The sequence below is a fragment of the Streptomyces sp. NPDC059850 genome, assembly GCF_042731515.1.
In the GTDB taxonomy this organism is placed as follows: Bacteria; Actinomycetota; Actinomycetes; order Streptomycetales; family Streptomycetaceae; genus Streptomyces.
On the sequence record NZ_JBHWJI010000002.1, the window covers coordinates 152,029 to 177,561 of the forward strand.

A 25,533-nucleotide genomic window follows, 5' to 3' on the forward strand; every position below is an offset into this window, starting at 1 on the left:
GCCTACTGAATGTCGGGGGAGCGCGTAACGCGCGGCTGCCTAGTCCGCCAGGGCCTCCTCCAGTTCGATCTCAATGCGGCGCCGCTCTTCAGGGTCGGCGTCCCGCACCCATGCCGGGCCCTCGAAGGTGACGTCCACCCGCCCTGAATCGAAGCGCTTCGGTGCGCCAGGCGTGGCCGGGCGCACCACGACAAGGGCCCCCAGGTCGCCCAGGAGGCTGCGGCGCCCGTCGTCGTCCCGCTGGCTCCAGGCGTCCGCCACGGTCCCGCCAGCGTCCACCCAGCGGCCGACAGCGTGTGCCGCTTCCGCCTCCAGCTCTTCCAGGCGCGCCTCCAGGGCAGTGATCTGCGCTGTGACCCGCTGGGCCGCCCGGCCCCCCGCTGGCAAGTTCGCCAGGTTCGCCACCAGGTTGTCCAACTGGTCGGACACTTCGGAGAGCTGGAGCACTGCGGACCCGTCCGGCTCCTGCCAGCGCATGAGGGCGAAGGAGCCGAACCGCTCCAGGTAGTCCTCTGTCACCATCTCCTCCAGGTAGCGGGCGGTGATCACGTTGGGGCGGTGCGTCCCGTGCTTCCCGACGCCGTTCCGGCAGACGTAAGTGGAGTAGTCGACGCCGTTAACGGCGCGGCGCTGGCGGTACATGGGGCCGTCACATTTCGAGCACTGCGCGACGTGGAGGAGGAGCGACTTCCCACCACGTGGAGCGCCACGGCCCACGGCCTTCCCGTCGATGATGGCGCGGACAGCGGACCAGGTCTGGGCGTCAAGGATGGCCGGGCCAGCGCTCACGGGCATGCCCTCACTGTCGAGGACAGGCTGGTTCGTCAACGCACTCCGGCGCGTGCCGGGGGTGGCCATGACAGCCCAGCCACGAACGGCAGGCGAGTAGAGAACATCCCGCAGCGTCGTGGAGTGCCAGCGCTGCCCCCGCAGCTTCCGGCCGTCACGCTGGCGTGCGTGCTCCGCGGGAGGGAGGACGCCCCGTTCGTTCAGCTCCCGTGCCAGAGCTGTCAGGCTTCCGCCGTGGTTAGTCAGCCGGTCAGCGGCCTCGCGCAGGATGGCGGCGGCTGTCTCATCGATGACCCACCGCTTGTCGTTCACGGGGCCCTCCACGGCGTAGCCGTACGGGGCGACGCCTCCCAGATGGTTCCCGCGCTGGCGGAAGTGCCGCTTGCTGTCCGTAATGCGTGCCTTGATCATGTCGCGTTCGTACTCCGCGAAGGCAGCCAGGACGTTCACGATGATGGAGGCGTTCTCCGGCGATACGACGCCATCGGCCGTCACGATCGTGGTCCGGGTCGACTCAGCGGCCCGGAGGAGCCGCTGGAACTCCAGGACACTGCGTGCGAAACGGTCCAGCTTCGCGGCCAGGACGTAGTCGGCGCGCGGCAGCCAGGCCAGGACCTCCCGCATACCGGGCCGGTCCTCCAGGGCGGAGGCGCCGCTGACGTTCGTGTCGGTGGCGACGTGGACGACTTCCCAGCCGCGTTGCTCTGCGTAGGTACGGCATGCGGCGATGCGGTGATCCGTGGCCTCCTCCGCAAAGAGGCGGGAGAGGCGGTCATAGATGACGCAGGTTGGCACGGGCGTTCCCCTCTGTCTGGCGCCCGTTGAGTGTATGTGGACGGCTATGCCGTTCACCCGGGCGGCTGCGGCACCGTCCACGCCAATACGGCGGGGGACGTACCGGCCCGGCTGGAGGCGCTCGGCTCGACCGCGGGCCTGGACCGGGCCGCGTTGCACAGCCAGCTGGCGGCCGCCTTGTCGGTCGTGGTCCATCTGGTGCGGGACCGCGGCGGGCGGCGCAGGATCGCCGAGCTGCATGTGCTGGACCGGGACCGCGCGGGCTTCGTCACCACCGTGCCCGCCGCCGTGTGGAGCCCGCGGGGCTTCGAGCGGGCGTCGGGCTGGCAGCGGCTCAAGGAGCTGTGCACCCGGGGCGGAGGCGCGTCATGACCGGCACCGGAGGGAACCCCGGGGTGCTGGCCGTCGGAGCGGCGCTGCTGTGCGCGGGAGTGGCCGCGTGGCTGCTCTCAGGGCGGGACCGGGAGCTGCGCCGGGCCAGGCTGCTGTTCGCGGGCGGCGGGCCCGCCGTGCCCACCGGGCCGGACCCCGTGCGGCGGCTGTCCGAGACGGTCGCCTGGCTCAAGGAGAGCTGGCGGGTCAGATACGGCGGGCGGATGGGGCGTGAGCTGCTGTGCCTGCCGCTTGGCTGCGTGCTCGCGGTGCTGGGCGCGTCGGTCCTGCCGCTGTTCGTCGCGGTGGCGGCCGTGCCGCTCGTCGGCCGGTGGCTGCGGACCCGGGAGCGCGCCCGGGCCCACGACCGGCGTGCCGCGGGGGTGATCGAGCTGTGCGGCACCGTGGCGGGCGAGCTGCGGGCCGGGCGGCAGCCCGGCGAGGCGCTGCTGTCCGTGCCCTCGGCAGACCTGGGGGAGCGCTGGGGGCTGGTGTCCGCGGCCGCCCGATTCGGCGGGGATGTGCCCGAGGCGCTGCGCAGGGCGGCCCGGCAGCCCGGCGCGGAGGGGCTGACCGGGGTCGCGGCCTGCTGGCAGGTGGCCGTCGACGAGGGCGCGGGGCTTGCCGCCGGGCTCGACCGGGTGGCGTCGGCGCTGCGCGCCGAGCGCGAGCAGCGGGAGATCATGCGCGCCAGGCTGGCGGGGCCCAAGGCCACCATCGCGGTGCTGGCCGTGCTGCCGGTCTTCGGGCTCCTGATGGGCACCGCGCTGGGCACCGAGCCACTGCATCAGCTCCTGCACACCCCGGTCGGGCTGGGCTGTCTCGCGGTCGGCTGTCTCCTGGAGTGGGCGGGCTTCGCCTGGCTCAGACGGTCGATGCGGGTGGCGCTCGCTCCTGGAAAGGCACCCGTCCGATGAGCGTGGTCCTTGTCCACAGGCTGGGGATCGTGCTGCCCCTCATGGCCGCCGTCGTGTATGGGGCGATGGCGTTGGTGGAGGACCGGCGGGAGCGCGCCGCCGGGCGGCGTCTGGCGGCGCTGCTGCCCGGCGGGGGATCGCACGCGGACTCCGGTGTGGTCCGGAAGCGGGCCCGGCCCTGGGCGCGGTGGCGCGCCCGGGCGGGCGAGGGCGCGGCCTTGGGCTGGGCGGCCTCGCTCGGCGTCCTGCTGGCCGGTGTCGTCCTCGTCGGAGGGCCGCTGGGATGCGCGCTGGGGCTGGCGGCCGCGTATGGCGTCCGGCGGTGGCACCGGCGGCAGGCCACCGCCGGGCGGACCGGCGGCGCCGGGGACGGGGCGGCCGAAGCGGCGCGGCAGATCCCGCTGGCCGCCGACCTGCTGGCGGCCTGTCTGGCCGCCGGAGCTGACCCGCGCTCGGCGGCGGACGCGGTGGGCAAATCGCTCGGTGGCCCGGTCGGCGAGCGGTTGGTCCGGACCGCTGCGGAGCTGCGGCTGGGAGGGGAGCCCGCCGACGCCTGGGGGCGGCTTGGCGCGTTGCCCGGCGCGGGCAGGCTGGCGCGCGCCCTGGAGCACGCCGGGGCCACCGGCGCCCCCGCCGTGGAACCGGTGTCCCGGCTCGCCGCCGACTGCCGCGCCGAGCGGGGAAGGGAGGCGGGCCGACGCGCCGACCGGGCGAGCGTGCTGGCCACCGCCCCGCTCGGGGCCTGCTTCCTGCCCGCGTATCTGCTGATCGGGGTGGCCCCGGTGATGACCGGGCTGGCGGGCGGTCTGGCGGGCCACCCCTGAGCGCGGGCGCCTCTGACCCGCTGCGGCGAGAGGTGCCTGTATTCCGCACGACATCTGACGACTACGAGGGGGACCGAAATGATGAAGCAGTGGTGGGCCCGGCGGCGGGCGGCGGCGCGTATGCGGGCCGAGGCGGGCATGGCCACCGTCGAGTACGCGATGGGGACGCTGGCGGGGTGCGCCTTCGCGGCGGTGCTGTACAAGGTGGTGACCAGCGGGGCCGTCAGCAGTGCGCTGCAATCGGTGATCGGACGGGCTCTCGATGGGCCGTTCTGAGGCGTCGCCCACGGCGGGGCGGCCGGACGGGCGGGCCGGTGCGCGAGCGGCCCGCACCGGGTCCGACCGGGGATTCGTCACCGCGGAGACGGCCGTCACGCTGCCGGTGCTGGTCCTGTTCGCCCTGATGCTGATCTGGGGCCTGATGGCCGCGTCCGCGCAGCTGAGTTGCGTGGACGCGGCCCGGGCCGGGGCCCGTGCCGCGGCGAGGTCGGAGCCGCGGGACGCCGCGATGGACGCGGCCCGGGCGGCCGCGCCGCGTGGCGCGCGGGTCGAGCTGTGGCGGGACGGAGACCTGGTGCGAGTGCGGGTCCGGACCCATGCGGTCGGCCCCGGCCCGCTGGCGCTCCGGCTGCACGCGGAGGCGGTCGCCCTCGCCGAGGACACGGTAGGAGCGGTCGACGCGGGTCGGGGGAGGGTCGGGTGAGGCGATCCGTGTGCGGGGCGGCTGAGGGCCCCGTGAGGCGTTCCGTGGGCCCTCTGGGGCGTTCGCGGCGCCGAGTGGGCGACGGTCCCGTTTGGATTGGTGCGCGGGGCGGGGGCGGCCCTCTGAGGGCCGTGCGCGGGGCGGGCGATCGTGGGTCGGCGACGGTGTGGGCGGCGCTCGCCGCGACGGCGCTGTGCGCGGTGTTCGCGGTCGTGCTGACGGCAGGGCAGGTCATGGTGGCGCGCCACCGGGCCGGTGGGGCCGCCGACCTGGCGGCGCTCGCCGCGGCGGACCACGGCCTGGAGGGGCCCGGTGCGGCGTGCCGCCTCGCCCGGCGGGTGGCGTCCGCTCAGGACGCGCGCGTGGTGCGGTGCGCCCTGAGCGGTGAGATCGCGGATCTCACGGCGGAGGTGCGGGCCGGGCCGTTCGCCCTCCGGGTCCGGTCGCGGGCGGGCCCCGCCGACACGCCCGGGCCCGTGCCCGGAAATGGCGGGCATCCGGGGGAGCGGGCCGCGCGGCCCCCGGCAGCGGGTGGCGCGGACCGGTCAGTCGGTGGCGGGCGGCTGGTCCGGGGCCTTGGCCAGGAGCGTCGTCAGCAGGCGGATGGCGGCCCTCTTGTCGAGCGGATCGTTCCCGTTGCCGCACTTCGGGGACTGGATGCAGGACGGGCAGCCCGCCTCGCACTCGCAGGCCGCGATCGCCTCGCGGGTGGCCGTCAGCCAGCGGGCGGCCGTGTGGAAGGCGCGCTCGGCGAAGCCCGCCCCGCCGGGGTGGCCGTCGTACACGAAGACGGTCGGCAGCAGCGTGTCGGGGTGCAGGGGGACCGACACCCCGCCGATGTCCCAGCGGTCGCAGGTCGCGAAGAGCGGCAGCATGCCGATGGAGGCGTGCTCGGCGGCGTGCAGGGCTCCGCCGAGGGCCTGGGGGTGGACCCGGGCGTCGTCCAGCTGGTCCTCGGTCACCGTCCACCACACGGCCCGGGTGCGCAGGGTGCGGGGCGGGAGGTCGAGCTTGGTCTCGCCCAGCACCTCACCGGTGATCAGCTTGCGGCGCAGGAAGGACACGACCTGGTTGGTGACCTCGACGGAGCCGAAGCACAGCCGCGCGTCCCCCCACGGGATCTCGGTGGTGGTCTCCAGGATGGAGATCGCGGTGGTGTCGCGGGCGGTGGTCGAGTACGGCGGACTGGCCTCCTCCACCAGCGCGACCGAGTCCTCCAGGTCGAGTTGCCGGACGAGATAGCTCCGGCCCTGGTGGAGGTGGACGGCGCCCTCGTGGACGGCGGTGTGGGCGGCCGAGGCGTCCACGGTGCCCAGCAGCCGCCCGGTCGCCGCCTCCACGACCTGGACCGGGCTGCCGCCTTCCCCGCGGATGTCGGTGAGGTCGGCGGCGCGCTCGCGGCGGGTCCAGTGCCAGGCGGTCGCGCGGCGGCGCAGCAGCTTGCGCTGCTCCAGCTGCGGCAGCAGCTCCTCGGTGGCGGGACCGAAGAGAGCCAGGTCCGCCTCGGTGAGCGGCAGCTCGGCGGCGGCCGCGCACAGGTGCGGCGCGAGGACGTACGGGTTGTCGGGGTCCAGGACGGTGGACTCGACGGGCTGCCGGAAGAGGGCGTCCGGGTGGTGGACGAGATAGGTGTCCAGCGGGTCGTCCCGGGCGACCAGGATCGCGAGGGCCCCCTGCCCGGTGCGTCCGGCCCGCCCCGCCTGCTGCCACAGGGAGGCGCGGGTGCCGGGATAGCCGGCCAGGACGACGGCGTCCAGACCGGCGATGTCCATGCCGAGTTCGAGGGCGGTGGTGGCGGCGAGGCCGAGGAGGTCACCGGAGTGCAGGGCCCGTTCCAGGGCGCGGCGCTCCTCGGGGAGATATCCACCGCGGTAGGCGGCCACCCGGTCGGGCAGGGACCGGTCGACGTCCGCCAGCCGCTCCTGGGCGATCAGGGCGATCAGCTCGGCGCCGCGCCGGGAGCGCACGAAGGTGACGGTGCGGACGCCCTGGACGGCCAGGTCGGTGAGCAGGTCCGCGGACTCGGCGGTGGCCGTGCGGCGGACGGGGGCGCCCTGCTCGCCGTGCAGCTCGGTCAGCGGCGGCTCCCACAGGGCGAAGACCACCTCGCCGCGGGGCGAGGAGTCCTCGGTGATCGCCGCGACCGGCACCCCGGTCAGCCGGGTCGCCGCCACGGCCGGGTCGGCGGAGGTGGCGGAGGCGAGCAGGAAGACGGGCGAGGAGCCGTAGCGGGCGCAGACCCGCCGGAGCCTGCGCAGCACCTGGGCGACATGGGAGCCGAAGACGCCGCGGTAGGTGTGGCACTCGTCGATGACGACATAGCGCAGCGCGCGCAGGAAGGAGGACCACTTGGGGTGGCCCGGCAGGATGCCCCGGTGGAGCATGTCGGGGTTGGTGAGCACGTAGTTGGCGTACTGGCGGACCCACTCGCGCTCCTCCACCGGCGTGTCGCCGTCGTACACCGCCGCCCGCACCCCGGTGCCCAGCGGGGCGGTGAGGTCGGCCACCGCGCGGCGCTGGTCGGCGGCGAGCGCCTTGGTGGGCGAGAGGTACAGGGCGGTCGTGCCCCGCCCGCTGGGCTCCTCCGAGCCGTCCAGCAGGGTGCTGAGCACGGGGGCGAGGTAGGCCAGGGACTTGCCGGAGGCGGTGCCGGTGGCCACGACCACCGATTCCCCGCGCAGAGCGTGGGCGGCCGTGCGCGCCTGGTGGGCCCACGGGCGCTCGATTCCGGCGGCCCGGACGGCGTCGATCACTTCCGGTCGGATCGGCGACGGCCAGTCGGCATGGCTGCCGAGACGCGGGGGCAAGTGCTCCGTATGAGTGATGCGCGCGCCTCGGCCCGCTCCGGTGCCGAGCCGGTCGAGAACGGCCCGGGGCGAGGGGCGTATGCCCGCCTGCCGCGGGAGTTGGTTGTGGGCCATCGACACCGAGTGTGTCACTGGTCTGACGGACAATGGGCTCAAGGCGTCGTGCACGCCTGCTGGTAAGTGATTGAATGCCATCGCGGCTGCCGATCCATGGGGGGCGACCGCTCGATGCAAGGTGCTGGAGGATCCGTGGACCTGTCCCTGTCGACTCGGACCGTTGGCGACCGCACGGTCGTCGAGGTCGGTGGCGAGATTGATGTATATACCGCGCCCAAGCTGCGCGAGCAGCTGGTCGAGCTTGTCAACGACGGTAGCTACCACCTGGTCGTCGACATGGAGGGCGTCGACTTTCTCGACTCCACCGGGCTCGGCGTGCTCGTCGGCGGGCTCAAGCGCGTACGTGCCCATGAGGGCTCACTGCGTCTGGTGTGCAACCAGGAGCGCATTCTCAAGATCTTCCGTATCACCGGCCTGACCAAGGTGTTCCCCATTCACACCTCGGTCGAGGACGCTGTCGCGGCGACTGACTGACCAGTCACCGCGGGAAGACCAACAAGGGGGTTCCGGGCGGTTTCGCCCGGCCCCCTGATCTGCACGCCCATACGCCCGAGGGGGATGGCATGGCCACCGTCGAACTCCGCTTCAGCGCGCTTCCCGAGCACGTCAGGACCGCCCGGCTGGTCGCGGCTGCCGTGGCGCGCAGGGCGGGGGTGGACGAGGCCGTGCTCGACGAGGTGCGGCTCGCGGTCGGCGAGGCCTGCACCCGTGCGGTGGGGCTGCACCTGAGCAACGGGGTGGACGCCCCGGTTCGGGTGGCGCTCACCGAGGAGGAGAAGAAGTTCTCCATCGAGGTCGGCGACGAGTCCCCGACCTCGGCGGGGCACACTCCCGGCTCCCATCCGGACGTGGACGACGACGGCGCGGCCGAGGCCGAGAGCGAGGACGAGATGGGCCTCGCGGTCATCAGCGGGCTCGTCGACGACGTCGAGGTGACGACCAGCGAGACCGGCGGTGTGATCCGCATGAGCTGGCCGGCCTCGCCCCAGTCCCTCGTGCCGTAACGATCCGCCTCCATTCCGCTCAATCTGCCGTGACCTCCGGGCCGGCCGTCCTCGTGACGGCCGGCCCGGTCGTCGTTCCGGGGCGTCGTTCCTGCCGTCGTTCCGTTCGTCCTTCCGAGTGGCCGGAAAACCGCTCTGAACAGCACTTTTCATAGTGCACTGAGATCGTTTATGGAGATCATTCCACGCCCGTCAGGGAATTGTTGACCTTCGTCCTTCCGGAGGAATTTCCTGGCCCAAACCTATTGATCTTCGCTGGTGCAGGCGAATTCCCATTCCGGCGCCCTGTTTTGATCGTGTGACGCTACTTACAATCCGTCCACATCTTGAGCTCAGGACGCCTGAGCGTGGCGGCTCTTCTGCGGTCGCAGAACTGCTGCGCGCCCATGTGCCAAACGTCAAGGAGGACGAATGGCGGGGCCTCTCACCCCTCATCAGCTGGATCTCACCACGACCCTGGCCGCCGCAGAGCTGACCGACGGCAACCGTGTGATCGTGATGGTGATCGCCGCGGTCGCGATCGCGGCGCTCGCTGTCGCCGTGGTGCTGGTACGACAAGTGCTCGCGGCCGGCGAGGGCACGGACAGTATGAAGAAGATCGCCGAGGCCGTTCAGGAAGGCGCGAATGCCTATCTGGCCCGGCAGCTGCGGACCCTCGGCGGATTCGCCGTGGTCGTGTTCTTCCTGCTCCTGTTGTTGCCGGCGGATGACTGGTCGCAGCGCATCGGGCGGTCGGCGTTCTTTCTGATCGGCGCGGGATTCTCGGCGGCCACCGGCTATATCGGGATGTGGCTCGCGGTGCGCAGCAATGTGCGCGTCGCCGCCGCGGCCCGGGAAGCGACCCCCGAGGGCCCCGCCACCCCGGTCAACGGAGATTCCGCTTCGTCCGCTCCCGGGAAGCCGGGAGTGGATCTGACGGCGGTCTCGCACAAGGCGATGAAGATCGCATTCCGCACCGGCGGCGTGGTCGGCATGTTCACCGTGGGCCTCGGCCTGCTGGGCGCCTCCTGCGTGGTGCTCGTGTACGCGGCCGACGCGCCCAAGGTGCTGGAGGGCTTCGGCCTCGGTGCCGCGCTGATCGCGATGTTCATGAGGGTCGGCGGCGGCATCTTCACCAAGGCCGCCGACGTCGGTGCCGACCTGGTCGGCAAGGTCGAGCAGGGAATCCCCGAGGACGACCCGCGCAACGCCGCGACCATCGCGGACAACGTGGGCGACAACGTCGGCGACTGCGCGGGCATGGCCGCCGACCTGTTCGAGTCGTACGCCGTGACCCTGGTCGCCGCGCTGATCCTCGGCAAGGCGGCCTTCGGCGACGCGGGCCTCGCCTTCCCTCTGCTCGTCCCGGCCATCGGCGTGCTCACGGCCATGATCGGGATCTTCGCAGTGGCCCCGCGCCGCTCCGACCGCAGCGGGATGACGGCCATCAACCGCGGCTTCTTCATCTCCGCGGTGATCTCGATGGCGCTGGTGGCGGCCGCGGTCTTCGCCTATCTGCCGTCCAGCTACGCCGACCTCGACGGTGTCACCAACCGCGAGATCCTCGGCCACAGCGGTGATCCGCGCGTGCTCGCGCTGGTCGCCGTCGCCATCGGCATCGTGCTCGCCGCGCTCATCCAGCAGCTCACGGGCTACTTCACCGAGACCACCCGGCGTCCCGTGCGGGACATCGGCAAGACCTCGCTGACCGGCCCGGCCACCGTGGTGCTCTCCGGCATCTCGGTGGGGCTGGAGTCCGCCGTCTACTCGGCGGTGCTGATCGGGCTCAGCGTCTACGGCGCGTTCCTGCTCGGCGGCACCTCGATCATGCTGGCGCTGTTCGCGGTCGCGCTCGCCGGGACCGGTCTGCTCACCACCGTCGGCGTCATCGTCGCGATGGACACCTTCGGTCCGGTCTCCGACAACGCGCAGGGCATCGCCGAGATGTCCGGCGATGTCGAGGGCGCGGGCGCCCAGGTGCTCACCGACCTGGACGCGGTCGGCAACACCACCAAGGCGATCACCAAGGGCATCGCCATCGCGACGGCGGTGCTCGCAGCGGCGGCGCTCTTCGGCTCGTACCGCGACGCCATCGCGGAGGCCGTCTCCGATGTGCACATCTCCGCGACCGGGCAGATGAACCTCAGCCTGGACATCTCGCAGCCCAACAACCTGGTCGGTCTCGTCCTCGGCGCTGCCGTCGTCTTCCTCTTCTCGGGGCTGGCGATCAACGCGGTGTCGCGGTCGGCCGGTGCGGTGGTCTTCGAGGTGCGGCGGCAGTTCCGGGAGAAGCCCGGGATCATGAACTACACCGAGAAGCCGGAGTACGGGCGCGTCGTCGACATCTGCACCAAGGACGCGCTGCGCGAGCTGGCCACCCCCGGTCTGCTGGCGGTCCTGGCGCCGATCGCCGTCGGCTTCGCCTTCGGGGTCGGCGCGCTCGGTTCGTTCCTGGCCGGGGCGATCGGCACCGGCACCCTGATGGCGGTCTTCCTCGCGAATTCCGGAGGCGCCTGGGACAACGCGAAGAAGCTGGTGGAGGACGGGCACCACGGCGGCAAGGGCAGCGAGGCCCACGCCGCGACGGTGATCGGCGACACGGTCGGCGACCCGTTCAAGGACACCGCGGGTCCCGCGATCAACCCGCTGCTGAAGGTCATGAACCTGGTGGCGCTGCTGATCGCCCCGGCGGTCGTGAAGTTCAGTTACGGCGACAACGCGAGCCCGGGGATGCGGGCGGTGATCGCCGCGCTGGCCGTCGCGATCATCGTGGGCGCCGTCTACGTCTCCAAGCGGCGCGGAATCGCCGTGGGTGAGGAAGACAACTCCGAACGCGTCGCGAAGTCGGCCGACGCGGCGGTGGTGTCCTGACCCGGGAGCGGTCAGGGGGCCGTATGAGCCCCCGCGGCATGCGGGCGGACGGTGTGCGGGGGCACGCCGTCCGCCCGCAGCCGTGTCCGGCCTTCCGCCGGTCTGTCCGCCGGTCCGTCTCCTGGTTGCCGCGGAGAACGCGATGAGGCGGATGGCACACCGAGCTTGGTTCAAATGGCTTTAAAAGTATCCATACAGGATGCTCGGCAGACGGTCGGAGCGGCTTGGCCGTGTATGTTCCGGGGCCGAGAGCCATGGAAGGGACCAATCCGGTGAACAAGAAGCTTGTGGCACTGTCCGGCGGTGCGGCACTCGTACTGGCGCTGAGCGGCTGCGGCGGCGGCGATGACGGCGACAAGAAGGTCAACGACTGGGCCAAATCGGTCTGTGACGAGGTGCAGCCGCAGCTGAAAAAGATTCAGGGCGCCAACGCCTCCATCCAGGCGGCGTCCGACGAGCAGGACACCAAGAAGCTCCAGCAGACGGACTCCAAGGCGTTCCAGCAGATCTCCGAGTCCTACGCGGCGCTCGCCAAGGCGGTGCAGAAGGCGGGCGCCCCGCCCGTCGACAACGGCGAGCAGACCCAGAAGCAGGCCGTCAAGGAGCTGAACGCCACGTCCGGGGCGTACAACGACCTGAAGACGACCGTCGACAAGCTCGAGACCTCGGACAAGTCCAAGTTCGCCGAAGGCCTCAAGGGCGTCGCCGACGACCTCGACAAGCTCAGCACGTCGGGTGACAACGCCCTGAAGCAGCTCCAGGAGGGCAAGGTCGGCACCGCGATGTCGAAGCAGCCCGGCTGCCAGAAGCCGAAGACGGGCGCCACCAGCCCCACGTAGGCCAGCCACGTAGACCAGCCACGTAGGCCAGCCCGTGGAGGCCAGTTCCTCGGAGGGCGAGAAGGCCTGGCCGCACGCCCCTGTTGTCGAGTTGCCGAGTTATCCACAGGGTGGCTTGTCCACAGGCCGCCGCCCGTCGTCGCCGACGGTCGGCGGTTGCCCCGACAATGGGGGCGTGAGTACGCACCAGCCCTCGTCCCGCCTCCCGATCCCCGACCCCGAGCGCACCGGCCGCCTGCGCGAAGCGCTGCTGGCCGCCTCGTTCACCGCTGACGGCCTGCTGGATCTGCTCGGCGCGTCCGCCTACGCCGCCCTGGCCCGCGGCGAGACCGTCCCCGCGCTGCGCGCGGCCCGGGGCGGCAGCCCGCTGGAAATCCTGGTGCGGCTCTTTCTGCTGCAGCGCTCGGTCCCCCACGAACGGGCGGCCGAAGCCCTGCCGGTGCCCGACTGCCTCACCGACGGCTGGCTCGTGCCGGACGGCTCCGAGGTGCGCGCGAGCGTGGATGTGCGCCCCTACGGCGGCCCCGAGGGCCAGGACTGGTGGATCGTCTCCGACCTCGGCTGCGCGGTCGGCGGCGCCGCGGGCATCGGCGGACCCGGCGGTGCCCGCGGGGCCGAGGACCGCGCGCGGCTCGTCCTCGGCGTCGGCGGCGCGTCCACCACGCTGGCCGGGCTCACCATCCGTACGCCCGTCAAGCGCGCCCTCGACCTCGGCACCGGCTCCGGCATCCAGGCGCTGCACGCGAGCCGCCACGCCGCCCGGGTCACCGCCACCGACCCCAATCCGCGCGCCCTCGACATGGCCCGGCTCACCCTCGCCCTGTCCGGGGCGCCGGAGCCGGATCTGCGCGAGGGGTCGCTCTTCGAGCCGGTCGGCGGCGAGACGTACGACCTGATCGTGTCGAACCCGCCGTTCGTGATCTCGCCCCGCTCGGCCGAGGGCGACCGGCTGGTCTACCGGGACGGCGGCATGGCCGGGGACGATCTGTGCCGCACCCTCGTCCAGCAGTCGGCGGAGCATCTCGGCGACGGCGGCTGGTGCCAGCTGCTCGCCAACTGGCAGCACGTCCAGGGGGAGGACTGGCGCGAGCGGCTGGCCTCCTGGGTGCCGCCAGGCTGTGACGCCTGGATCGTGCAGCGCGAGGTGCAGGACGTCGCGCAGTACGCCGAGCTGTGGCTGCGGGACGCGGGCGAGCATCTCGCCGGGCCCGAGGCGTACGCGGCGCGCTACGACGCCTGGCTGGACGAGTTCGAGGCGAGCGGGACCACGGCCATCGGCTTCGGCTGGATCACGCTGCGAAAGTCCGGCGCCGACAGGCCGTCGGTGACGGTGGAGGAGTGGCCGCATCCGGTCGAGCAGCCGCTGGGGGAGGCCGTGGCGGCCCACTTCGACCGGCAGGACTTCCTGCGCGCGCACGATGACGCCGCGCTGCTGACGGCCCGCTTCCGGCTCGCCGACGAGGTCGTCCAGGAGCAGGTCGGGCTGCCCGGCATGGAGGACCCCGAGCATGTGGTGCTCCGGCAGAACCGGGGCATGCGGCGCGCGACCAAGGTCGACACGGTGAGCGCGGGGTTCGCGGGGGTGTGCGACGGCACGCTGAGCGCGGGCCGGATCCTGGACGCGATCGCCCAGCTGCTCGGGGAGGACCCGGTGGTGCTGCGCGACCGCACCCCGGAGTCCATCCGGCTCCTGGTCGAACAGGGGTTTCTGCAGCCGGTGGCCGACGAGGTTCCGTAGTACACGCGGGGCGTACGCCGGGGCGCGGGGCGCGCGCCCCCTTGCCCCCGCCTGGCGGGAAGCCGCTGCCCGGGTGGTGGCTTCCCGGGTAGTGAACGCGTCCGGAAAGGGCGGTCGTGCGCCGTTCACCCGGGTTTCGTCCGTACGCCTCCGACGCGTGTCACGCTCCGGTCATGGAGAGCGGACCTGCGATCTTCGCCGGAACGGCATTCGTGTTGTTCGGCGCGGCCCTGCTGCTGTGGACAGCGGTGCGGCTGCGGCTGCGCGCGCCGGTCGCCGACGGTGTGAGTCCCGTCGCTTCCGCGACCCTCTCCCTTCTCTTCGCCGCCGCCTCCCTGGGCGGCGGGATCTGGTGCCTCGGTTACGCCTGACAGGGCGCCTTCCGCGAGGCTTGTGCCGGTCCGGGCGGCAGACAGGACGCTTGTCGGGTTACCGTTCGAGTGGCGTTGCGGGCTTTTTCCGTTTGACACGGGGGCGGGATGTACCGTCACACTCCGCAGCGTCACCGTAGAGGGCCGTGTACGCGTTACCCGCGCTGCAGCGCCCGTTCACCGAGCGTCGACCGGAGAGAAGAGCGAAGTTGTCCCCGACCACCAGCGAGACCGCACAGGGCGGCCGCCGACTCGTCATCGTCGAGTCGCCTGCCAAGGCGAAGACGATCAAGGGCTACCTGGGCCCGGGCTACGTGGTCGAGGCGAGCGTCGGGCACATCCGGGACCTGCCGAACGGTGCGGCCGAGGTACCCGACAAGTACACCGGCGAGGTCCGTCGGCTCGGTGTGGACGTCGAGCGGGACTTCCAGCCCATCTACGTGGTGAACGCGGACAAGAAGAGCCAGGTCAAGAAGCTCAAGGAGCTGCTCGCCGAGTCCGACGAACTCTTCCTCGCCACCGATGAGGACCGGGAGGGCGAGGCCATCGCCTGGCACCTCCAGGAGGTCCTCAAGCCCAAGGTCCCGGTCCGCCGGATGGTCTTCCACGAGATCACCAAGGACGCGATCCGCGAGGCCGTCGCCAATCCGCGCGAGCTGAACAAGCGCCTGGTCGACGCCCAGGAGACGCGCCGCATCCTGGACCGCCTCTACGGCTACGAGGTCTCGCCGGTCCTGTGGAAGAAGGTCATGCGGGGGCTGTCCGCGGGCCGCGTCCAGTCGGTGGCCACCCGGCTCGTCGTCGAGCGGGAGCGCGAGCGCATCGCCTTCCGCTCCGCCGAGTACTGGGACCTGACCGGCACCTTCGCCACCGGCCGCGCCGGTGACGTCAGCGATCCGGGCACCTTCGGCGCCCGGCTGTCCGCAGTCGACGGCCGCCGGGTCGCCCAGGGCCGCGACTTCACCTCGCTCGGGCAGCTCAAGGACGGCGCGAACGTCCTGCACCTGGACGAGGCGGACGCCCGCGCCCTGGCCGCCGCCCTCGCGGACACCGCCTTCTCGGTGCGGTCCGTCGAGTCCAAGCCGTACCGCCGCTCGCCGTACGCCCCGTTCCGTACGACGACGCTGCAGCAGGAGGCCAGCCGCAAGCTCGGCTTCGGCGCCAAGGCCACCATGCAGGTCGCGCAGAAGCTGTATGAGAACGGCTACATCACCTATATGCGCACCGACTCCACCATCCTCTCGGACACGGCGGTGGCGGCGGCCCGGGCGCAGGTCACGCAGCTGTACGGCGCCGACTACCTGCCGGACAAGCCGCGGACGTACGCGGGCAAGGTGAAGAACGCGCAGGAGGCGCACGAGGCCATCCGCCCTTCGGGTGATCGTTTCCGCACCCCGGCGGAGACCGGTCTCACCGGTGACCAGTTCCGGCTGTACGAGCTGATCTGGAAGCGGACCGTCGCCTCCCAGATGAAGGACGCGGTCGGCAACTCCGTCACCGTCAAGATCGGCGGCCGGGCGAGCGACGGCCGGGACGCGGAATTCTCCGCCTCCGGTAAGACGATCACCTTCCACGGCTTCATGAAGGCCTACGTGGAGGGCGCCGACGACCCGAACGCCGAGCTGGACGACCGCGAGCGCCGTCTGCCGCAGGTCTCCGAGGGCGACCGGCTCACCGCGGAGGAGATCACCGCCGACGGCCACGCCACCAAGGCCCCGGCCCGCTACACCGAGGCGTCGCTGGTCAAGGAGCTGGAAGAGCGCGAGATCGGCCGTCCGTCGACGTACGCCACGATCCTCGGCACCATCCTCGACCGCGGCTATGTGTTCAAGAAGGGCACCGCTCTGGTGCCGTCCTTCCTGAGCTTCGCCGTGGTCAACCTGCTGGAGAAGCACTTCGGCCGACTGGTCGACTACGACTTCACCGCGAAGATGGAGGACGACCTCGACCGCATCGCGCGCGGCGAGGCCCAGGCCGTGCCGTGGCTCAAGCGGTTCTACTTCGGTGAGGGCGCGGAGGGCGCCGACGGCGGTGACGCGGGCGCGAACGCCGCGGCCGAGGCCGGGAACGGCGACGGCGACCACCTCGGCGGTCTGAAGGAGCTGGTCACCGACCTGGGCGCGATCGACGCCCGGGAGATCTCGTCCTTCCCCGTGGGCGACGGGATCATGCTGCGCGTCGGCCGCTACGGCCCGTACGTCGAGCGCCCGTCCCAGACCGAGGGCGAGACCGGCCACCGCGCCGACGTCCCCGACGACCTGCCGCCGGACGAGCTGACCGTGGCGTTCGCGGAGGAGCTGCTCGCCAAGCCGAGCGGCGACTTCGAGCTGGGCACCGACCCGCAGAGCGGGCGCCCGATCATCGCCAAGGACGGCCGCTACGGTCCGTACGTCACCGAGGTGCTGCCCGACGGCACCCCGAAGACCGGCAAGAACGCGGTCAAGCCGCGCACCGCCTCGCTCTTCAAGTCGATGTCCCTGGACACGGTGACCCTGGCGGACGCGCTCAAGCTGATGTCGCTGCCGCGCGTGGTCGGCACCGACCCCGAGGGCACCGAGATCACCGCGCAGAACGGCCGCTACGGCCCGTATCTGAAGAAGGGCACCGACTCGCGCTCGCTGGAGAGCGAGGAGCAGCTCTTCGCCATCACGGTCGAAGAGGCGCTGGCGATCTACGCACAGCCCAAGCAGCGCGGCCGGGCCGCGGCCAAGCCGCCGCTGAAGGAGCTGGGCACCGACCCGGTCAGCGAGAAGCCGGTCGTGGTCAAGGACGGCCGCTTCGGCCCGTACGTCACGGACGGCGAGACCAACGCGACGCTGCGCCGGGACGACGACGTCGAGACGATCACGGCCGAGCGCGGCTATGAGCTGCTGGCGGAGAAGCGCGCCAAGGGCCCGGCCAAGAAGACCGCCAAGAAGGCGGCGGCGAAGAAGGCCCCGGCCAAGAAGACGGCGGCGAAGAAGACCACCACTGCGAAGAAGACGGCCACCAAGACGGCCGCCAAGAAGACCGCGGCGAAGAAGACGACGACCGCGGCGAAGAAGACGACGACCGCGGCGAAGAAGACCACGGCCAAGAAGACGGCCGCGAAGAAGACCACCGCGGCCAAGACGGCCTCGGCCGGGAAAACGGCGGCCAAGGCGGAGTAAACGCCTGGTCGCGGCCATGTCATCCGCGTGCCCCCGCCCGTTTGTTCGGCCGGGGGGACGTGGATTCACGTGATCCGGATAGGCTGGCGGGATGACGCGAGAGCAGCCTACGGACGTGACCCCCACTTCCGGCGCCCTTGCCGCGGACTCCCGCGAGCGTGCCGTCCGAGCCCTCCTGCGCTATCCGCCGCTACGACGGCTCTGGAGCGCCCAACTCGTCGGCGGCGCCGCGGACGCGCTGGCCGTGCTGGTGCTCGTACTGCTGTCGCTGCAGGCCGCGGTCGCCGCCGGTTCGTTCGGCGGAGGTTATCGAGGTGCGGCGCTGGCGGTCGCGGCCGTGCTGGGCATGCGGCTCCTGGCGACCCTGCTGTTCGGCGCGGTCCTCCTCGGCCCGCTCTCCGCGCTCATCGGCCCGTCCGGCCCGCTGGACCGCCGCTGGACCATGATCGGCGCGGATGGGCTGCGGCTCGTTCTGCTGCTCATCGCACCGCTGTGGATCGACTGGACGCCCGACGACGCCATCGCCTGGCTGCTCATCACGACCTTCGTCGTGGGTGTCGCCGAACGCTTCTGGACCATCGCCAAGGACGACGCGGCCCCCGCGCTGCTCCCCGCGCCGCCCGTCGAGGGCGCCGCCGTACGTCCGCTGCCGGACCACATGGACGCGCTGCGGCGGCTCTCGCTGCGGACGAACTTCCTCAGCGTGCCGCTGGCCGCCGCCGGGCTTCTCGTTGTCATGCTCATCGGCAGGCTGCTGGGGACGGGCGTCAGCTGGTTCCACGCCCATCAGGCCGCGCTCGGCTCGTACGTCGGCGCCGGGCTGTTCGCCGCGTCCATCTCGGTCCTCTACTTCGTGGAGCTGCCCGGCGCGCAGACGCCCCGTACGCGCTCCCCGCTCGAAGGACTGCGCCGTCCGCGCGCCGCCTCCGGCACCGGTGCCGACAAGGGCCGTACCGGCGCCGCACCGCTGCTGATCCTCGCCTGCGCCGGAGTGGCGGCCGCGATCGCCGCGGCCGTCGGCGTCGCCGCGCTGCAGGCCGTGGACCTGGGCGGCGGCCCGGTCGGCTTCTCGCTGCTCGTCCTCGTACTCAGCGGCGGCCCGGCGATCGGCATCCGCTCGGCGCCCAAGGTTCTCCCGGGGCTCTCGCGGCGCCGCCTGCTCGCCCTCTCGGTCGCGCTGACCGGTCTCGCGCTGCTCGCGGCGGGTCTGGTGCACGACGCGACGACCGTCCTGATGATCGCGCTGCTCGCCGGTCTGTCGGCCGGTGTCGCGGCGAACACCGGCCACTCCCTCCTGGACCAGGAGCTGGAGGAGTCGCGCCGTCACCGCATGACCGAGCATCTGCACGCCGTCGTCCGCGTCGCGGTCGGCCTCGGCGCGGTCGTCGCCCCGCTGCTCGCCGCCGTGATCGGACCGCACCGGCTCGGCAGCGGCGAGTTCGTGTTCGCCCACGGCGGCGCGGCCTTCACGCTCATGCTCGTCGGCGCGCTGCTGCTGCCCATCGCCGCGCTGGTCCTCGGCCGCACCGACGACCGGCAGGGCGTCCCGCTCCGCCGCGACCTGCGCGAGGCGCTGCTGCGCGGCGGGGGCGCGGACGAGGCCCCGGCCGAGACCGGCTTCTTCATCGCCGTCGAGGGCGGTGACGGCGCGGGCAAGTCCACGCAGGTCGAGGCGCTGGCCGAATGGGTCAGGGCCAAGGGCCACGAGGTGGTGGTCACCCGCGAGCCGGGCGCGACCGCCATCGGCAAGCGGCTGCGCTCGATCCTGCTCGACGTCTCGTCGGCGGGGATCTCGCACCGCGCGGAGGCGCTGCTGTACGCGGCGGACCGCGCCGAACACGTCGACTCGGTGGTCCGTCCCGCCCTGGAGCGCGGCGCGGTCGTCATCTCCGACCGCTACATCGACTCGTCCGTCGCCTACCAGGGCGCGGGCCGCGACCTCGCCGCGACCGAGATCGCCCGCATCTCCCGCTGGGCGACCGACGGCCTGGTGCCGCATCTGACGGTGCTGCTGGACGTCTCCCCGGAGACCGCGCGCGAGCGCTTCACCGAGGCCCCGGACCGGCTGGAGTCCGAGCCCGCCGAGTTCCACCAGCGGGTGCGCTCCGGATTCCTCGCCCTCGCCGCCGCCGACCCGGCCCGCTATCTGGTGGTGGACGCCGGGCAGGTGCCGGAGGCGGTCACCACGGTCGTACGCCGCCGCCTGGACCAGATGCTGCCGCTGTCGGACGCGGAGCTGAAGGCCCAGGAGGAGGCCCGGAAGGCGGCGGAGGAAGAGGCGCGCCGCAAGGCCGAGGAGGAGGCCGCCCGCAAGGCGGAGGAGGAGCGGCTGGAGCGCGAGCGCCAGGAGGCGCTGGCCAAGGCGCGCGCCGAGGAGGAGGAGCGCAAGCGCCGCGAGCTGGAGGAGGCGCGGCAGCGTGAGGCCGAGCGGCAGGCGGAGGAGGCCCGTAAGCGGGCCGAGGACGCGCGCCGCCGGGCCGAGGAGGACCGCAAGCGCATCGAGGCCGAGGACCGCGCCCGCGCCGCCGAACAGGAGCGGCTGCGCCTCAAGGCGGAGGCGCAGGCCCAGGAGCGGGCCGAGGCGGCGGCGCGCCGCCAGGAGGAGCAGCGCAAGATGGAGGAGGCGCTGCTGCGGTCGGAGCAGGCGCGGATGGCGGCGGACGCTCCGACGTTGGAGACGGAGCTGCCGAAGGTGCCGGAGTCGGCCGATGCGGAGGAGACGCGGGAGTCGGCAGAGTCGGCGGGTGCGCCGGAGTCGGCCGATGTGGCGGAGACGGTGCGTACGCCGCGGTTCGACCCGCAGGCGGCCCGTGATCCCCGTGAGCGTGACGCGGATGGGCCGGGCGCGGATGGGCCGGGCGTTGACGAGACGGCCGTACTCCCGCCCGTGCGCCCCCAGCGGGATCCGGACGCCGACGAGACCACGGTCCTGCCGCAGCACCGCCCTGAGTCCCCGGCGCCGGAGTCCTCCGCGACCGACGAGACGGCTGTCCTGCCGCCCGTGCGGGAGGAGCGTCCCGCCGATCCGGCCGACCGGGTTCCGCCGTGGATGTTCCGCAAGGAGCAGCGGGAGCAGGGCCAGCGCCAGGACCAGGCGCAGGAGAGCGACCGTACGCGCGAGCTGCCGCAGTACGACCAGCACCAGCCGCAGGGCCAGGGCCAGGACCAGCCGCGCCGTCGGCGCCCGCGTCCGGACTGGGCGGAGGAGACCCCGCTGGACGACCTCCCGACGCTCGCCGACGAACTCCTCGGCGACCGCGACGACGAGGGCGGCGGCGGTCGGCGTCGGCGCTGACCGCCTGGCGGCGTTGTCGGTGGGGTGCCCCACAATGGGACGCGTTGGGCACGAACGGCGGAGGCAGCCATGGCGGTATGGGACGACCTGGTCGGACAGGACCGAGTAGCGGCCCAGCTGACCGCTGCCGCGGGCGACGCGGACGCGCTGGTCACGGCCGGTGTGTCAGCCGAGCCCGGCTCCGAGCCCATGGCGTCCTCGAAGATGACGCACGCCTGGCTGTTCACCGGACCGCCCGGTTCCGGCCGGGCGACCGCCGCCCGCGCCTTCGCCGCCGCACTGCAGTGCGTGAGCCCTGACCGGGCGCTGGGCGGTGCCCCCGGCTGCGGCTTCTGCGACGGCTGCCACACCGCGCTGGTCGGTACGCACGCCGATGTGGAGGTGGTGCGTACGGACATGCTCACCATCGGCGTCAAGGAGACCCGCGAACTCGTCCGCCGGGCCCAGCTCTCCCCCGCGAGCGGCCGGTGGCAGGTGATCGTCATGGAGGACGCCGACCGGCTCACCGAGGGCGCGGGCAACGTGCTGCTGAAGGCCGTCGAGGAGCCCGCGCCGCGCACCGTGTGGCTGCTGTGCGCGCCCTCCCTGGAGGATGTGCTGCCCACCATCCGCTCCCGCTGCCGCCTCCTGACCCTCCGTACGCCTCCGGTGGACGCCGTCGCGGACATCCTGGTCCGCCGTGACGGCATCGACCCCGAGCTGGCCGCCTCCGCCGCCCGCGCCACCCAGGGGCACATCGGCCGCGCGCGCCGCCTGGCCACCGACGAGCGGGCCCGGACGCGCCGGAAGGCGGTGCTCAAGCTCCCGCTGCGCGTCGATGACGTGGGCGGCTGCCTCAAGGGGGCGCAGGAGCTGGTCGACGCGGCGGCCGAGGACGCCAAGCAGGTCGCGGAGGAGGTCGACGCCAAGGAGACCGAGGAGCTGCGCGCCGCGCTCGGCGCCGCCGCCGGTACGGGCGGGCGGCTGCCGCGTGGCACGGCCGGGGCGATGAAGGACCTGCAGGACCGCCAGAAGCGCCGCGCGACGCGCACCCAGCGCGACACCCTCGACCTGGCCCTGACCGAGCTGACGGGCTTCTACCGGGACGTGCTGGCCCTCCAGCTCGGCTCCCAGGTCGCGCTCGCCAACACCGACGTACGGGACGCCCTGGAGCGGGTGGCCTCGGGCTCGAAGCCGGAGCGGACGCTGCGCAGGATCGAGGCGATCTCGGCCTGCCGCGATGCGCTGGACCGCAATGTGGCGCCGCTGCTGGCGGTGGAGGCGATGACCATGGCACTGCGCGCGGGCTGAGCGCCCGGCGGGGCCCTGGCGCGCGTGCCCTTCCCTGTGCGCCCTCACCCGTGCGTCCCGTGCGCCCTCACCCGTACGAGTGAGGACGCGGGCGATGGAGCGTAGCCGGACGGATACCCTCCGTATCGCCGTCGACTCCTCGGCGGCACCCGCGACCCGAGGGACCCGCCGATGGCCACCAGCCGCAGCAGCACGCTCACCACCATCGGCGTCGCCGTCGCAGGCGCCGCCGTGCTGTTCTCCGGCTGCTCCGCCGGAGCCCCGGCGCCGGAGGCCGCCGCCTCCATGCCGAAAACCGTCCCCGCCGCCCTCAAGCCCTACTACGAGCAGACCCTGAGCTGGCACAAGTGCCCCGGCGGCGCGGGCTTCGACTGCGCCACGCTCAAGGCCCCGCTCGACTACGCCCGGCCCGGCACCGGCCATGACGTGAAGCTGGAGGTCTCCCGGAAGAAGGCCACCCGCTCCGCCCGCCGCATCGGGTCGCTCCAGGTGAACCCCGGCGGCCCCGGCGGCTCCGCGATCGGCTATCTGCAGAGCTTCGCGGCGATCGGCTACCCGTCGGCGGTCCGCGCGCGGTACGACCTGGTCGCGATGGACCCGCGCGGCGTGGCCGGGAGCGAACCCGTCACCTGCCTGAGCAACCGGCAGATGGACACCTTCACCCGGACCGACCAGACCCCCGACGACGCCGCCGAAACCCGCCGCCTCGTCGCCGCGTACAAGAAGTTCGCCCGCGGCTGCGCCGCCCGCTCCGGCAGAGTCCTCCGCCATGTCTCGACCGTCGAGGCGGCGCGCGACATGGACCTGCTGCGCGCGGCCCTCGGCGACCGCAGACTCGCCTACGTCGGCGCCTCGTACGGCACCTTCCTCGGCGCCACCTACGCCGACCTCTACCCGGCCCGCGTCGGCCGCCTCGTCCTCGACGGCGCCCTCGACCCCACGCTGACCTCCCGGCGCATGAACCGCGACCAGACCGCCGGTTTCGAAACCGCCTTCACCGCCTTCGCCCGGGACTGCCTCCGCCGCTCCGGCTGCCCCCTCGGCACCGGCACCGTGGCGGGCGCCCGCAAGCAGCTCAGCGCCCTGTTCCGCCGCATCGACTCCCGCCCGGTCCCCACCGGCGGCTCCCGCGCCCTGACCGAATCCCTCGCCACCATCGGCGTGATCACCGCGATGTACGACGAGGGCGCCTGGCCCCAGCTGCGCACCGCCCTCCGCGCGGCCCGGCGCGGCGACGGCGAGGGCCTGCTGAACCTCGCCGACCTCTACTACGAACGTGACACCGACGGCCGTTACGCCAACCTCATGTACGCCAACCCGGCCGTCAACTGCCTCGACCTGCCACCCGCCTTCCGCACCCCCGCCGACGTCCGCACGTCCCTCCCCGCCTTCGAGAAGGCATCCCCCGTCTTCGGCAGGTCCCTGGCCTGGTCCGCCCTGAACTGCGGCTACTGGCCCGTCCCCGCGACCGGCCGCCCCCACCGCCTCCGCGCCAAGGGCGCCGCCCCGATCGTCGTCGTCGGCACCACCCGCGACCCCGCCACCCCGTACCGCTGGGCCCGCGCCCTCGCCTCCCAGCTCACCTCCGCCACCCTCCTCACCTACGACGGCGACGGCCACACCGCCTACGCCCGAGGCAGCCGCTGCGTCGACACCGCGATCAACACCTACCTCCTCACCGGCCGCACCCCCACCCACCGCCGCTGCACCTGACCGCCCGGCGGAACCCACACAAAAAGCCCAGGTCACACGATGTGTGTGACCTGGGCTTCAGGTGAGCCGCCTAAGGGAATCGAACCCTTGACCTACGCATTACGAGTTGTCCGATCTTCGTCCGGGGCAGTCCGGGGATGTCCGTTGGTGCCGCATCGCAGCAGGTCAGGTGGCGTGATGGACTTCTGCGGACAGCCCCGGACGATCCCAGAATGAGCGGCAACCGAGACCAGAACTGAGACCGTGCCTCATCGCTCGCCGCATACCGTCTGGGTCTGCTACTCGGGCACTCTGCCCACTCGCTCTACGCCGAGTTCGGGACCTTGAACTCGTACTCCCAGGTGAACCGCGCCGCGACGTGCACGTCGATGGCGAATTCGACCACGGTGCCGTCAGCCGTGCGGGTCGTCCGGCGCAACTCGACCACGGGCTCACGCAGTGACAGGTGCAGCAGCTTCGCCTCGTCCGATGTGGAGACGCGCGCAAAAAGCTCTTCCTTCATGTGGTCGATCTCGTACCCCATGTCGCACAGCACTTGGAAGCAGTCGTCCCTGCCCTCCGGTCCCGAAGCCGCGTCCACCAACCGGGTGCCTTCAACGTGTTCAGGGTGGTAGTAGCTGGTCAGGGTGTGCGTCGGCTGTTCGCCCTCCCTCACGAGCCACCCCCGCATGTAGACCTCCGCGCCATCAGGCAGGCCGAACGCTGCTGCGACGATTGGCGGTGCTGCCACACGGTTGACGGTCTGAGTCTGCTCGTCGCTGCGGCCGCGCCCAGAGGTGAGCGCCGCCTCTTCGCTGCACCGCCAGTTGGCCTTGTCGTACCGCGCGATGCCGAGCCGCTTGAGTGGGGTCTGACGCCGCACAACGGTGCCGTGACCCCGCGATGACGTCACCAGACCCTCAGCCTCAAGAGCCTTGTACGCCTGGTGAACGGTGGACTTCGAGCCTTCGCCCGCCTCGACAAGATCTCTGATGTGCGGAAGCTGCTGGCCTGGTTCGTACTCGCCGCTCTTGATCCGCTCGGCTAGCCTGTCCGCCAACTCTCGCCACTTCGGCGCCATTCCGGACTCCCCTCGACAGCTCAAGCCCATCACAGTCCCGGGACTGTGCGCCAGGGCCCCGCCAGGCCGCAGCACGCCCTTCTTGCCGCTCCCCTCGCAGAAGGCAATCCGCCGCACGCATGCCAAGCTGAGAGACCACCCTAGGGAAGTGAGAAATCTGATGGCGCACACCGCCAGGCAGATCGCCGACAATCTGCGAGAGCGCATCCGCTCTGGCGAGTTGGCGCCCGGCGCACGGCTTCCTGGCGAGCCTGCCCTCGTTCGGCAGTACGGGGTCGCCAAGGAGACGGCCCGCCGGGCTCTGACTCTGCTGGTGACCGAGGGGCTGGCCGTCCGCCGACGAGGCAGCGGCACGTTTGTCCGGGAGTTCCAGCCGATTCGGCGCGTCGCCAACCGGCGACTTGCCCAGGAGGGAGGGCCCCAGGGCGGCTCGATTTGGAGTGCCGACCTCGGTGAGCGGCCCATGGCGGTGACCGGGCTGCGCGTCTACGAGGCTCCGGCGCCGGATGATGTGGCTCGTGCCCTCGACCTGGAGGAGGGCGCGAGCGTGGTGGTTCGCGATCAACTGCTCGTCGTGGATGGTGAGCCGGTGCAGGCCGCCGTCTCGTACCACCCTGCCGACCTGGTCAGGGAGTCGGCCATTGCTCGTGAGGACCCCGGACCCGGCGGCACGTACGCACGCCTCGCCGAACTCGGCGCCAAGCCCGTCCGCTTCGTCGAAGAACTGCGCGCGCGAATGCCCAGCCAGGACGAAACCGAACGCCTGCACTTGGCCGAGGGAACTCCCGTCGTGGAGATCTACCGCACGGCCCTCACCGAGGAAGGCAAGCCCGTCGAGGTCAACCGGATGCTGCTGGATGCCGGGGCGTACGTCATGGAGTACCACAGCATGGACTGAGC

At 72.4% G+C, this 25,533-nt stretch carries 18 protein-coding genes and 2 pseudogenes; 17 read left to right on the plus strand and 3 right to left on the minus strand.

The features are described 5' to 3' along the window. Window positions 1-39 precede the first annotated feature (39 nt). Window positions 40-1,584, minus strand: coding sequence for a recombinase family protein (locus ACFV9T_RS02655; RefSeq protein WP_385436258.1), 1,545 nt, complete (start codon window positions 1,582-1,584; stop codon window positions 40-42). A 54-nt stretch (window positions 1,585-1,638) separates the two neighbouring features. On the opposite strand from ACFV9T_RS02655, the pseudogene ACFV9T_RS02660 reads away from it, so the two are divergent. From ACFV9T_RS02660 to ACFV9T_RS02685, 6 genes and pseudogenes are all read left to right on the plus strand, one after another. After that, window positions 1,639-1,956: pseudogene (locus ACFV9T_RS02660) on the plus strand (ATPase, T2SS/T4P/T4SS family); the annotation flags it as partial. Then, window positions 1,953-2,873, plus strand: a complete 921-nt coding sequence (locus tag ACFV9T_RS02665) for a type II secretion system F family protein (RefSeq protein ID WP_385436259.1) — start codon at window positions 1,953-1,955, stop codon at window positions 2,871-2,873. The pseudogene ACFV9T_RS02660 and the gene ACFV9T_RS02665, both read left to right, overlap by 4 nt. Further along, window positions 2,870-3,697 carry a type II secretion system F family protein gene (locus tag ACFV9T_RS02670; RefSeq protein ID WP_385436260.1) on the plus strand — a complete coding sequence of 276 codons (828 nt, stop codon included), beginning with the start codon at window positions 2,870-2,872 and terminating at the stop codon, window positions 3,695-3,697. Before ACFV9T_RS02665 ends, ACFV9T_RS02670 begins: the two co-directional genes overlap by 4 nt. A gap of 78 nt (window positions 3,698-3,775) precedes the next feature. Further along, window positions 3,776-3,973, plus strand: coding sequence for a DUF4244 domain-containing protein (locus tag ACFV9T_RS02675; RefSeq protein WP_385436261.1), 198 nt, complete (start codon window positions 3,776-3,778; stop codon window positions 3,971-3,973). Continuing rightward, complete coding sequence (locus ACFV9T_RS02680) at window positions 3,960-4,400, plus strand: TadE family type IV pilus minor pilin (RefSeq protein ID WP_385436262.1); 441 nt, start codon at window positions 3,960-3,962, stop codon at window positions 4,398-4,400. The genes ACFV9T_RS02675 and ACFV9T_RS02680 overlap by 14 nt, the downstream gene beginning before the upstream one ends. A gap of 200 nt (window positions 4,401-4,600) precedes the next feature. Beyond that, window positions 4,601-4,798: pseudogene (locus ACFV9T_RS02685) on the plus strand (Rv3654c family TadE-like protein); the annotation flags it as partial. Between the two features lie 147 nt (window positions 4,799-4,945). Here the strand turns inward: ACFV9T_RS02685 and ACFV9T_RS02690 are convergent. After that, window positions 4,946-7,402: a DEAD/DEAH box helicase gene (locus ACFV9T_RS02690; protein ID WP_385436263.1), complete on the minus strand. Its 2,457-nt coding sequence runs from the start codon at window positions 7,400-7,402 to the stop codon at window positions 4,946-4,948. Between the two features lie 54 nt (window positions 7,403-7,456). Between ACFV9T_RS02690 and bldG the strand changes: the two genes are divergently transcribed. The 10 genes from bldG (at window position 7,457) to ACFV9T_RS02740 (ending at window position 23,573) form a co-directional block, all read left to right on the plus strand. Continuing rightward, window positions 7,457-7,798 (plus strand): anti-sigma factor antagonist BldG, encoded by a 342-nt coding sequence (gene bldG, locus ACFV9T_RS02695; protein ID WP_009716787.1) that lies wholly within the window; start codon window positions 7,457-7,459, stop codon window positions 7,796-7,798. Between the two features lie 89 nt (window positions 7,799-7,887). Then, window positions 7,888-8,328 carry an ATP-binding protein gene (locus ACFV9T_RS02700; protein ID WP_385436264.1) on the plus strand — a complete coding sequence of 147 codons (441 nt, stop codon included), beginning with the start codon at window positions 7,888-7,890 and terminating at the stop codon, window positions 8,326-8,328. 411 nt (window positions 8,329-8,739) lie between these two features. Beyond that, window positions 8,740-11,178: a sodium-translocating pyrophosphatase gene (locus ACFV9T_RS02705; RefSeq protein WP_385436265.1), complete on the plus strand. Its 2,439-nt coding sequence runs from the start codon at window positions 8,740-8,742 to the stop codon at window positions 11,176-11,178. 272 nt (window positions 11,179-11,450) lie between these two features. Next, complete coding sequence (locus tag ACFV9T_RS02710) at window positions 11,451-12,017, plus strand: small secreted protein (RefSeq protein WP_385436266.1); 567 nt, start codon at window positions 11,451-11,453, stop codon at window positions 12,015-12,017. A gap of 175 nt (window positions 12,018-12,192) precedes the next feature. After that, a complete protein-coding gene (locus ACFV9T_RS02715) occupies window positions 12,193-13,755 on the plus strand; it encodes a methyltransferase (protein ID WP_385436267.1) in 1,563 nt (520 codons plus the stop codon). 173 nt (window positions 13,756-13,928) lie between these two features. Beyond that, entirely contained in the window at window positions 13,929-14,126 is a 198-nt protein-coding gene (locus ACFV9T_RS02720) for a hypothetical protein (protein ID WP_385436268.1), read from the plus strand. A 209-nt stretch (window positions 14,127-14,335) separates the two neighbouring features. Next, on the plus strand, window positions 14,336-17,275 hold the full coding sequence (topA, locus tag ACFV9T_RS02725) for a type I DNA topoisomerase (protein WP_385436269.1): 2,940 nt from the start codon (window positions 14,336-14,338) through the stop codon (window positions 17,273-17,275). Between the two features lie 91 nt (window positions 17,276-17,366). Next, a complete protein-coding gene (gene tmk / locus ACFV9T_RS02730) occupies window positions 17,367-20,570 on the plus strand; it encodes a dTMP kinase (RefSeq protein ID WP_385436270.1) in 3,204 nt (1,067 codons plus the stop codon). A gap of 69 nt (window positions 20,571-20,639) precedes the next feature. Beyond that, window positions 20,640-21,860 (plus strand): DNA polymerase III subunit delta', encoded by a 1,221-nt coding sequence (locus ACFV9T_RS02735; protein WP_385436271.1) that lies wholly within the window; start codon window positions 20,640-20,642, stop codon window positions 21,858-21,860. 171 nt (window positions 21,861-22,031) lie between these two features. Continuing rightward, complete coding sequence (locus ACFV9T_RS02740; RefSeq protein ID WP_385436272.1) at window positions 22,032-23,573, plus strand: alpha/beta hydrolase; 1,542 nt, start codon at window positions 22,032-22,034, stop codon at window positions 23,571-23,573. Between the two features lie 304 nt (window positions 23,574-23,877). Here ACFV9T_RS02740 and ACFV9T_RS02745 read toward each other — a convergent pair whose 3' ends face one another. After that, the gene (locus tag ACFV9T_RS02745) at window positions 23,878-24,633 is read right to left on the minus strand and encodes a GntR family transcriptional regulator (RefSeq protein ID WP_385436273.1); all 756 of its coding nucleotides are present in this window, start codon (window positions 24,631-24,633) and stop codon (window positions 23,878-23,880) included. Between the two features lie 160 nt (window positions 24,634-24,793). Here ACFV9T_RS02745 and ACFV9T_RS02750 point away from each other — a divergent pair, with 160 nt between their 5' ends. After that, on the plus strand, window positions 24,794-25,531 hold the full coding sequence (locus ACFV9T_RS02750; RefSeq protein ID WP_385436274.1) for a GntR family transcriptional regulator: 738 nt from the start codon (window positions 24,794-24,796) through the stop codon (window positions 25,529-25,531). Window positions 25,532-25,533 lie beyond the last annotated feature (2 nt).

Coding starts and splice junctions, on each gene's coding strand:
- ACFV9T_RS02665 (WP_385436259.1), top strand. CDS start 1,953: ATGACCGGCACCGGAGGGAACCCCGGGGTGCTGGCCGTCGGAGCGGCG.
- ACFV9T_RS02670 (WP_385436260.1), top strand. CDS start 2,870: ATGAGCGTGGTCCTTGTCCACAGGCTGGGGATCGTGCTGCCCCTCATG.
- ACFV9T_RS02675 (WP_385436261.1), top strand. CDS start 3,776: ATGATGAAGCAGTGGTGGGCCCGGCGGCGGGCGGCGGCGCGTATGCGG.
- ACFV9T_RS02680 (WP_385436262.1), top strand. CDS start 3,960: ATGGGCCGTTCTGAGGCGTCGCCCACGGCGGGGCGGCCGGACGGGCGG.
- ACFV9T_RS02690 (WP_385436263.1), bottom strand. CDS start 7,402: ATGGCATTCAATCACTTACCAGCAGGCGTGCACGACGCCTTGAGCCCA.
- ACFV9T_RS02700 (WP_385436264.1), top strand. CDS start 7,888: ATGGCCACCGTCGAACTCCGCTTCAGCGCGCTTCCCGAGCACGTCAGG.
- ACFV9T_RS02705 (WP_385436265.1), top strand. CDS start 8,740: ATGGCGGGGCCTCTCACCCCTCATCAGCTGGATCTCACCACGACCCTG.
- ACFV9T_RS02720 (WP_385436268.1), top strand. CDS start 13,929: ATGGAGAGCGGACCTGCGATCTTCGCCGGAACGGCATTCGTGTTGTTC.
- tmk (WP_385436270.1), top strand. CDS start 17,367: ATGACGCGAGAGCAGCCTACGGACGTGACCCCCACTTCCGGCGCCCTT.
- ACFV9T_RS02735 (WP_385436271.1), top strand. CDS start 20,640: ATGGCGGTATGGGACGACCTGGTCGGACAGGACCGAGTAGCGGCCCAG.
- ACFV9T_RS02740 (WP_385436272.1), top strand. CDS start 22,032: ATGGCCACCAGCCGCAGCAGCACGCTCACCACCATCGGCGTCGCCGTC.
- ACFV9T_RS02745 (WP_385436273.1), bottom strand. CDS start 24,633: ATGGCGCCGAAGTGGCGAGAGTTGGCGGACAGGCTAGCCGAGCGGATC.
- ACFV9T_RS02750 (WP_385436274.1), top strand. CDS start 24,794: ATGGCGCACACCGCCAGGCAGATCGCCGACAATCTGCGAGAGCGCATC.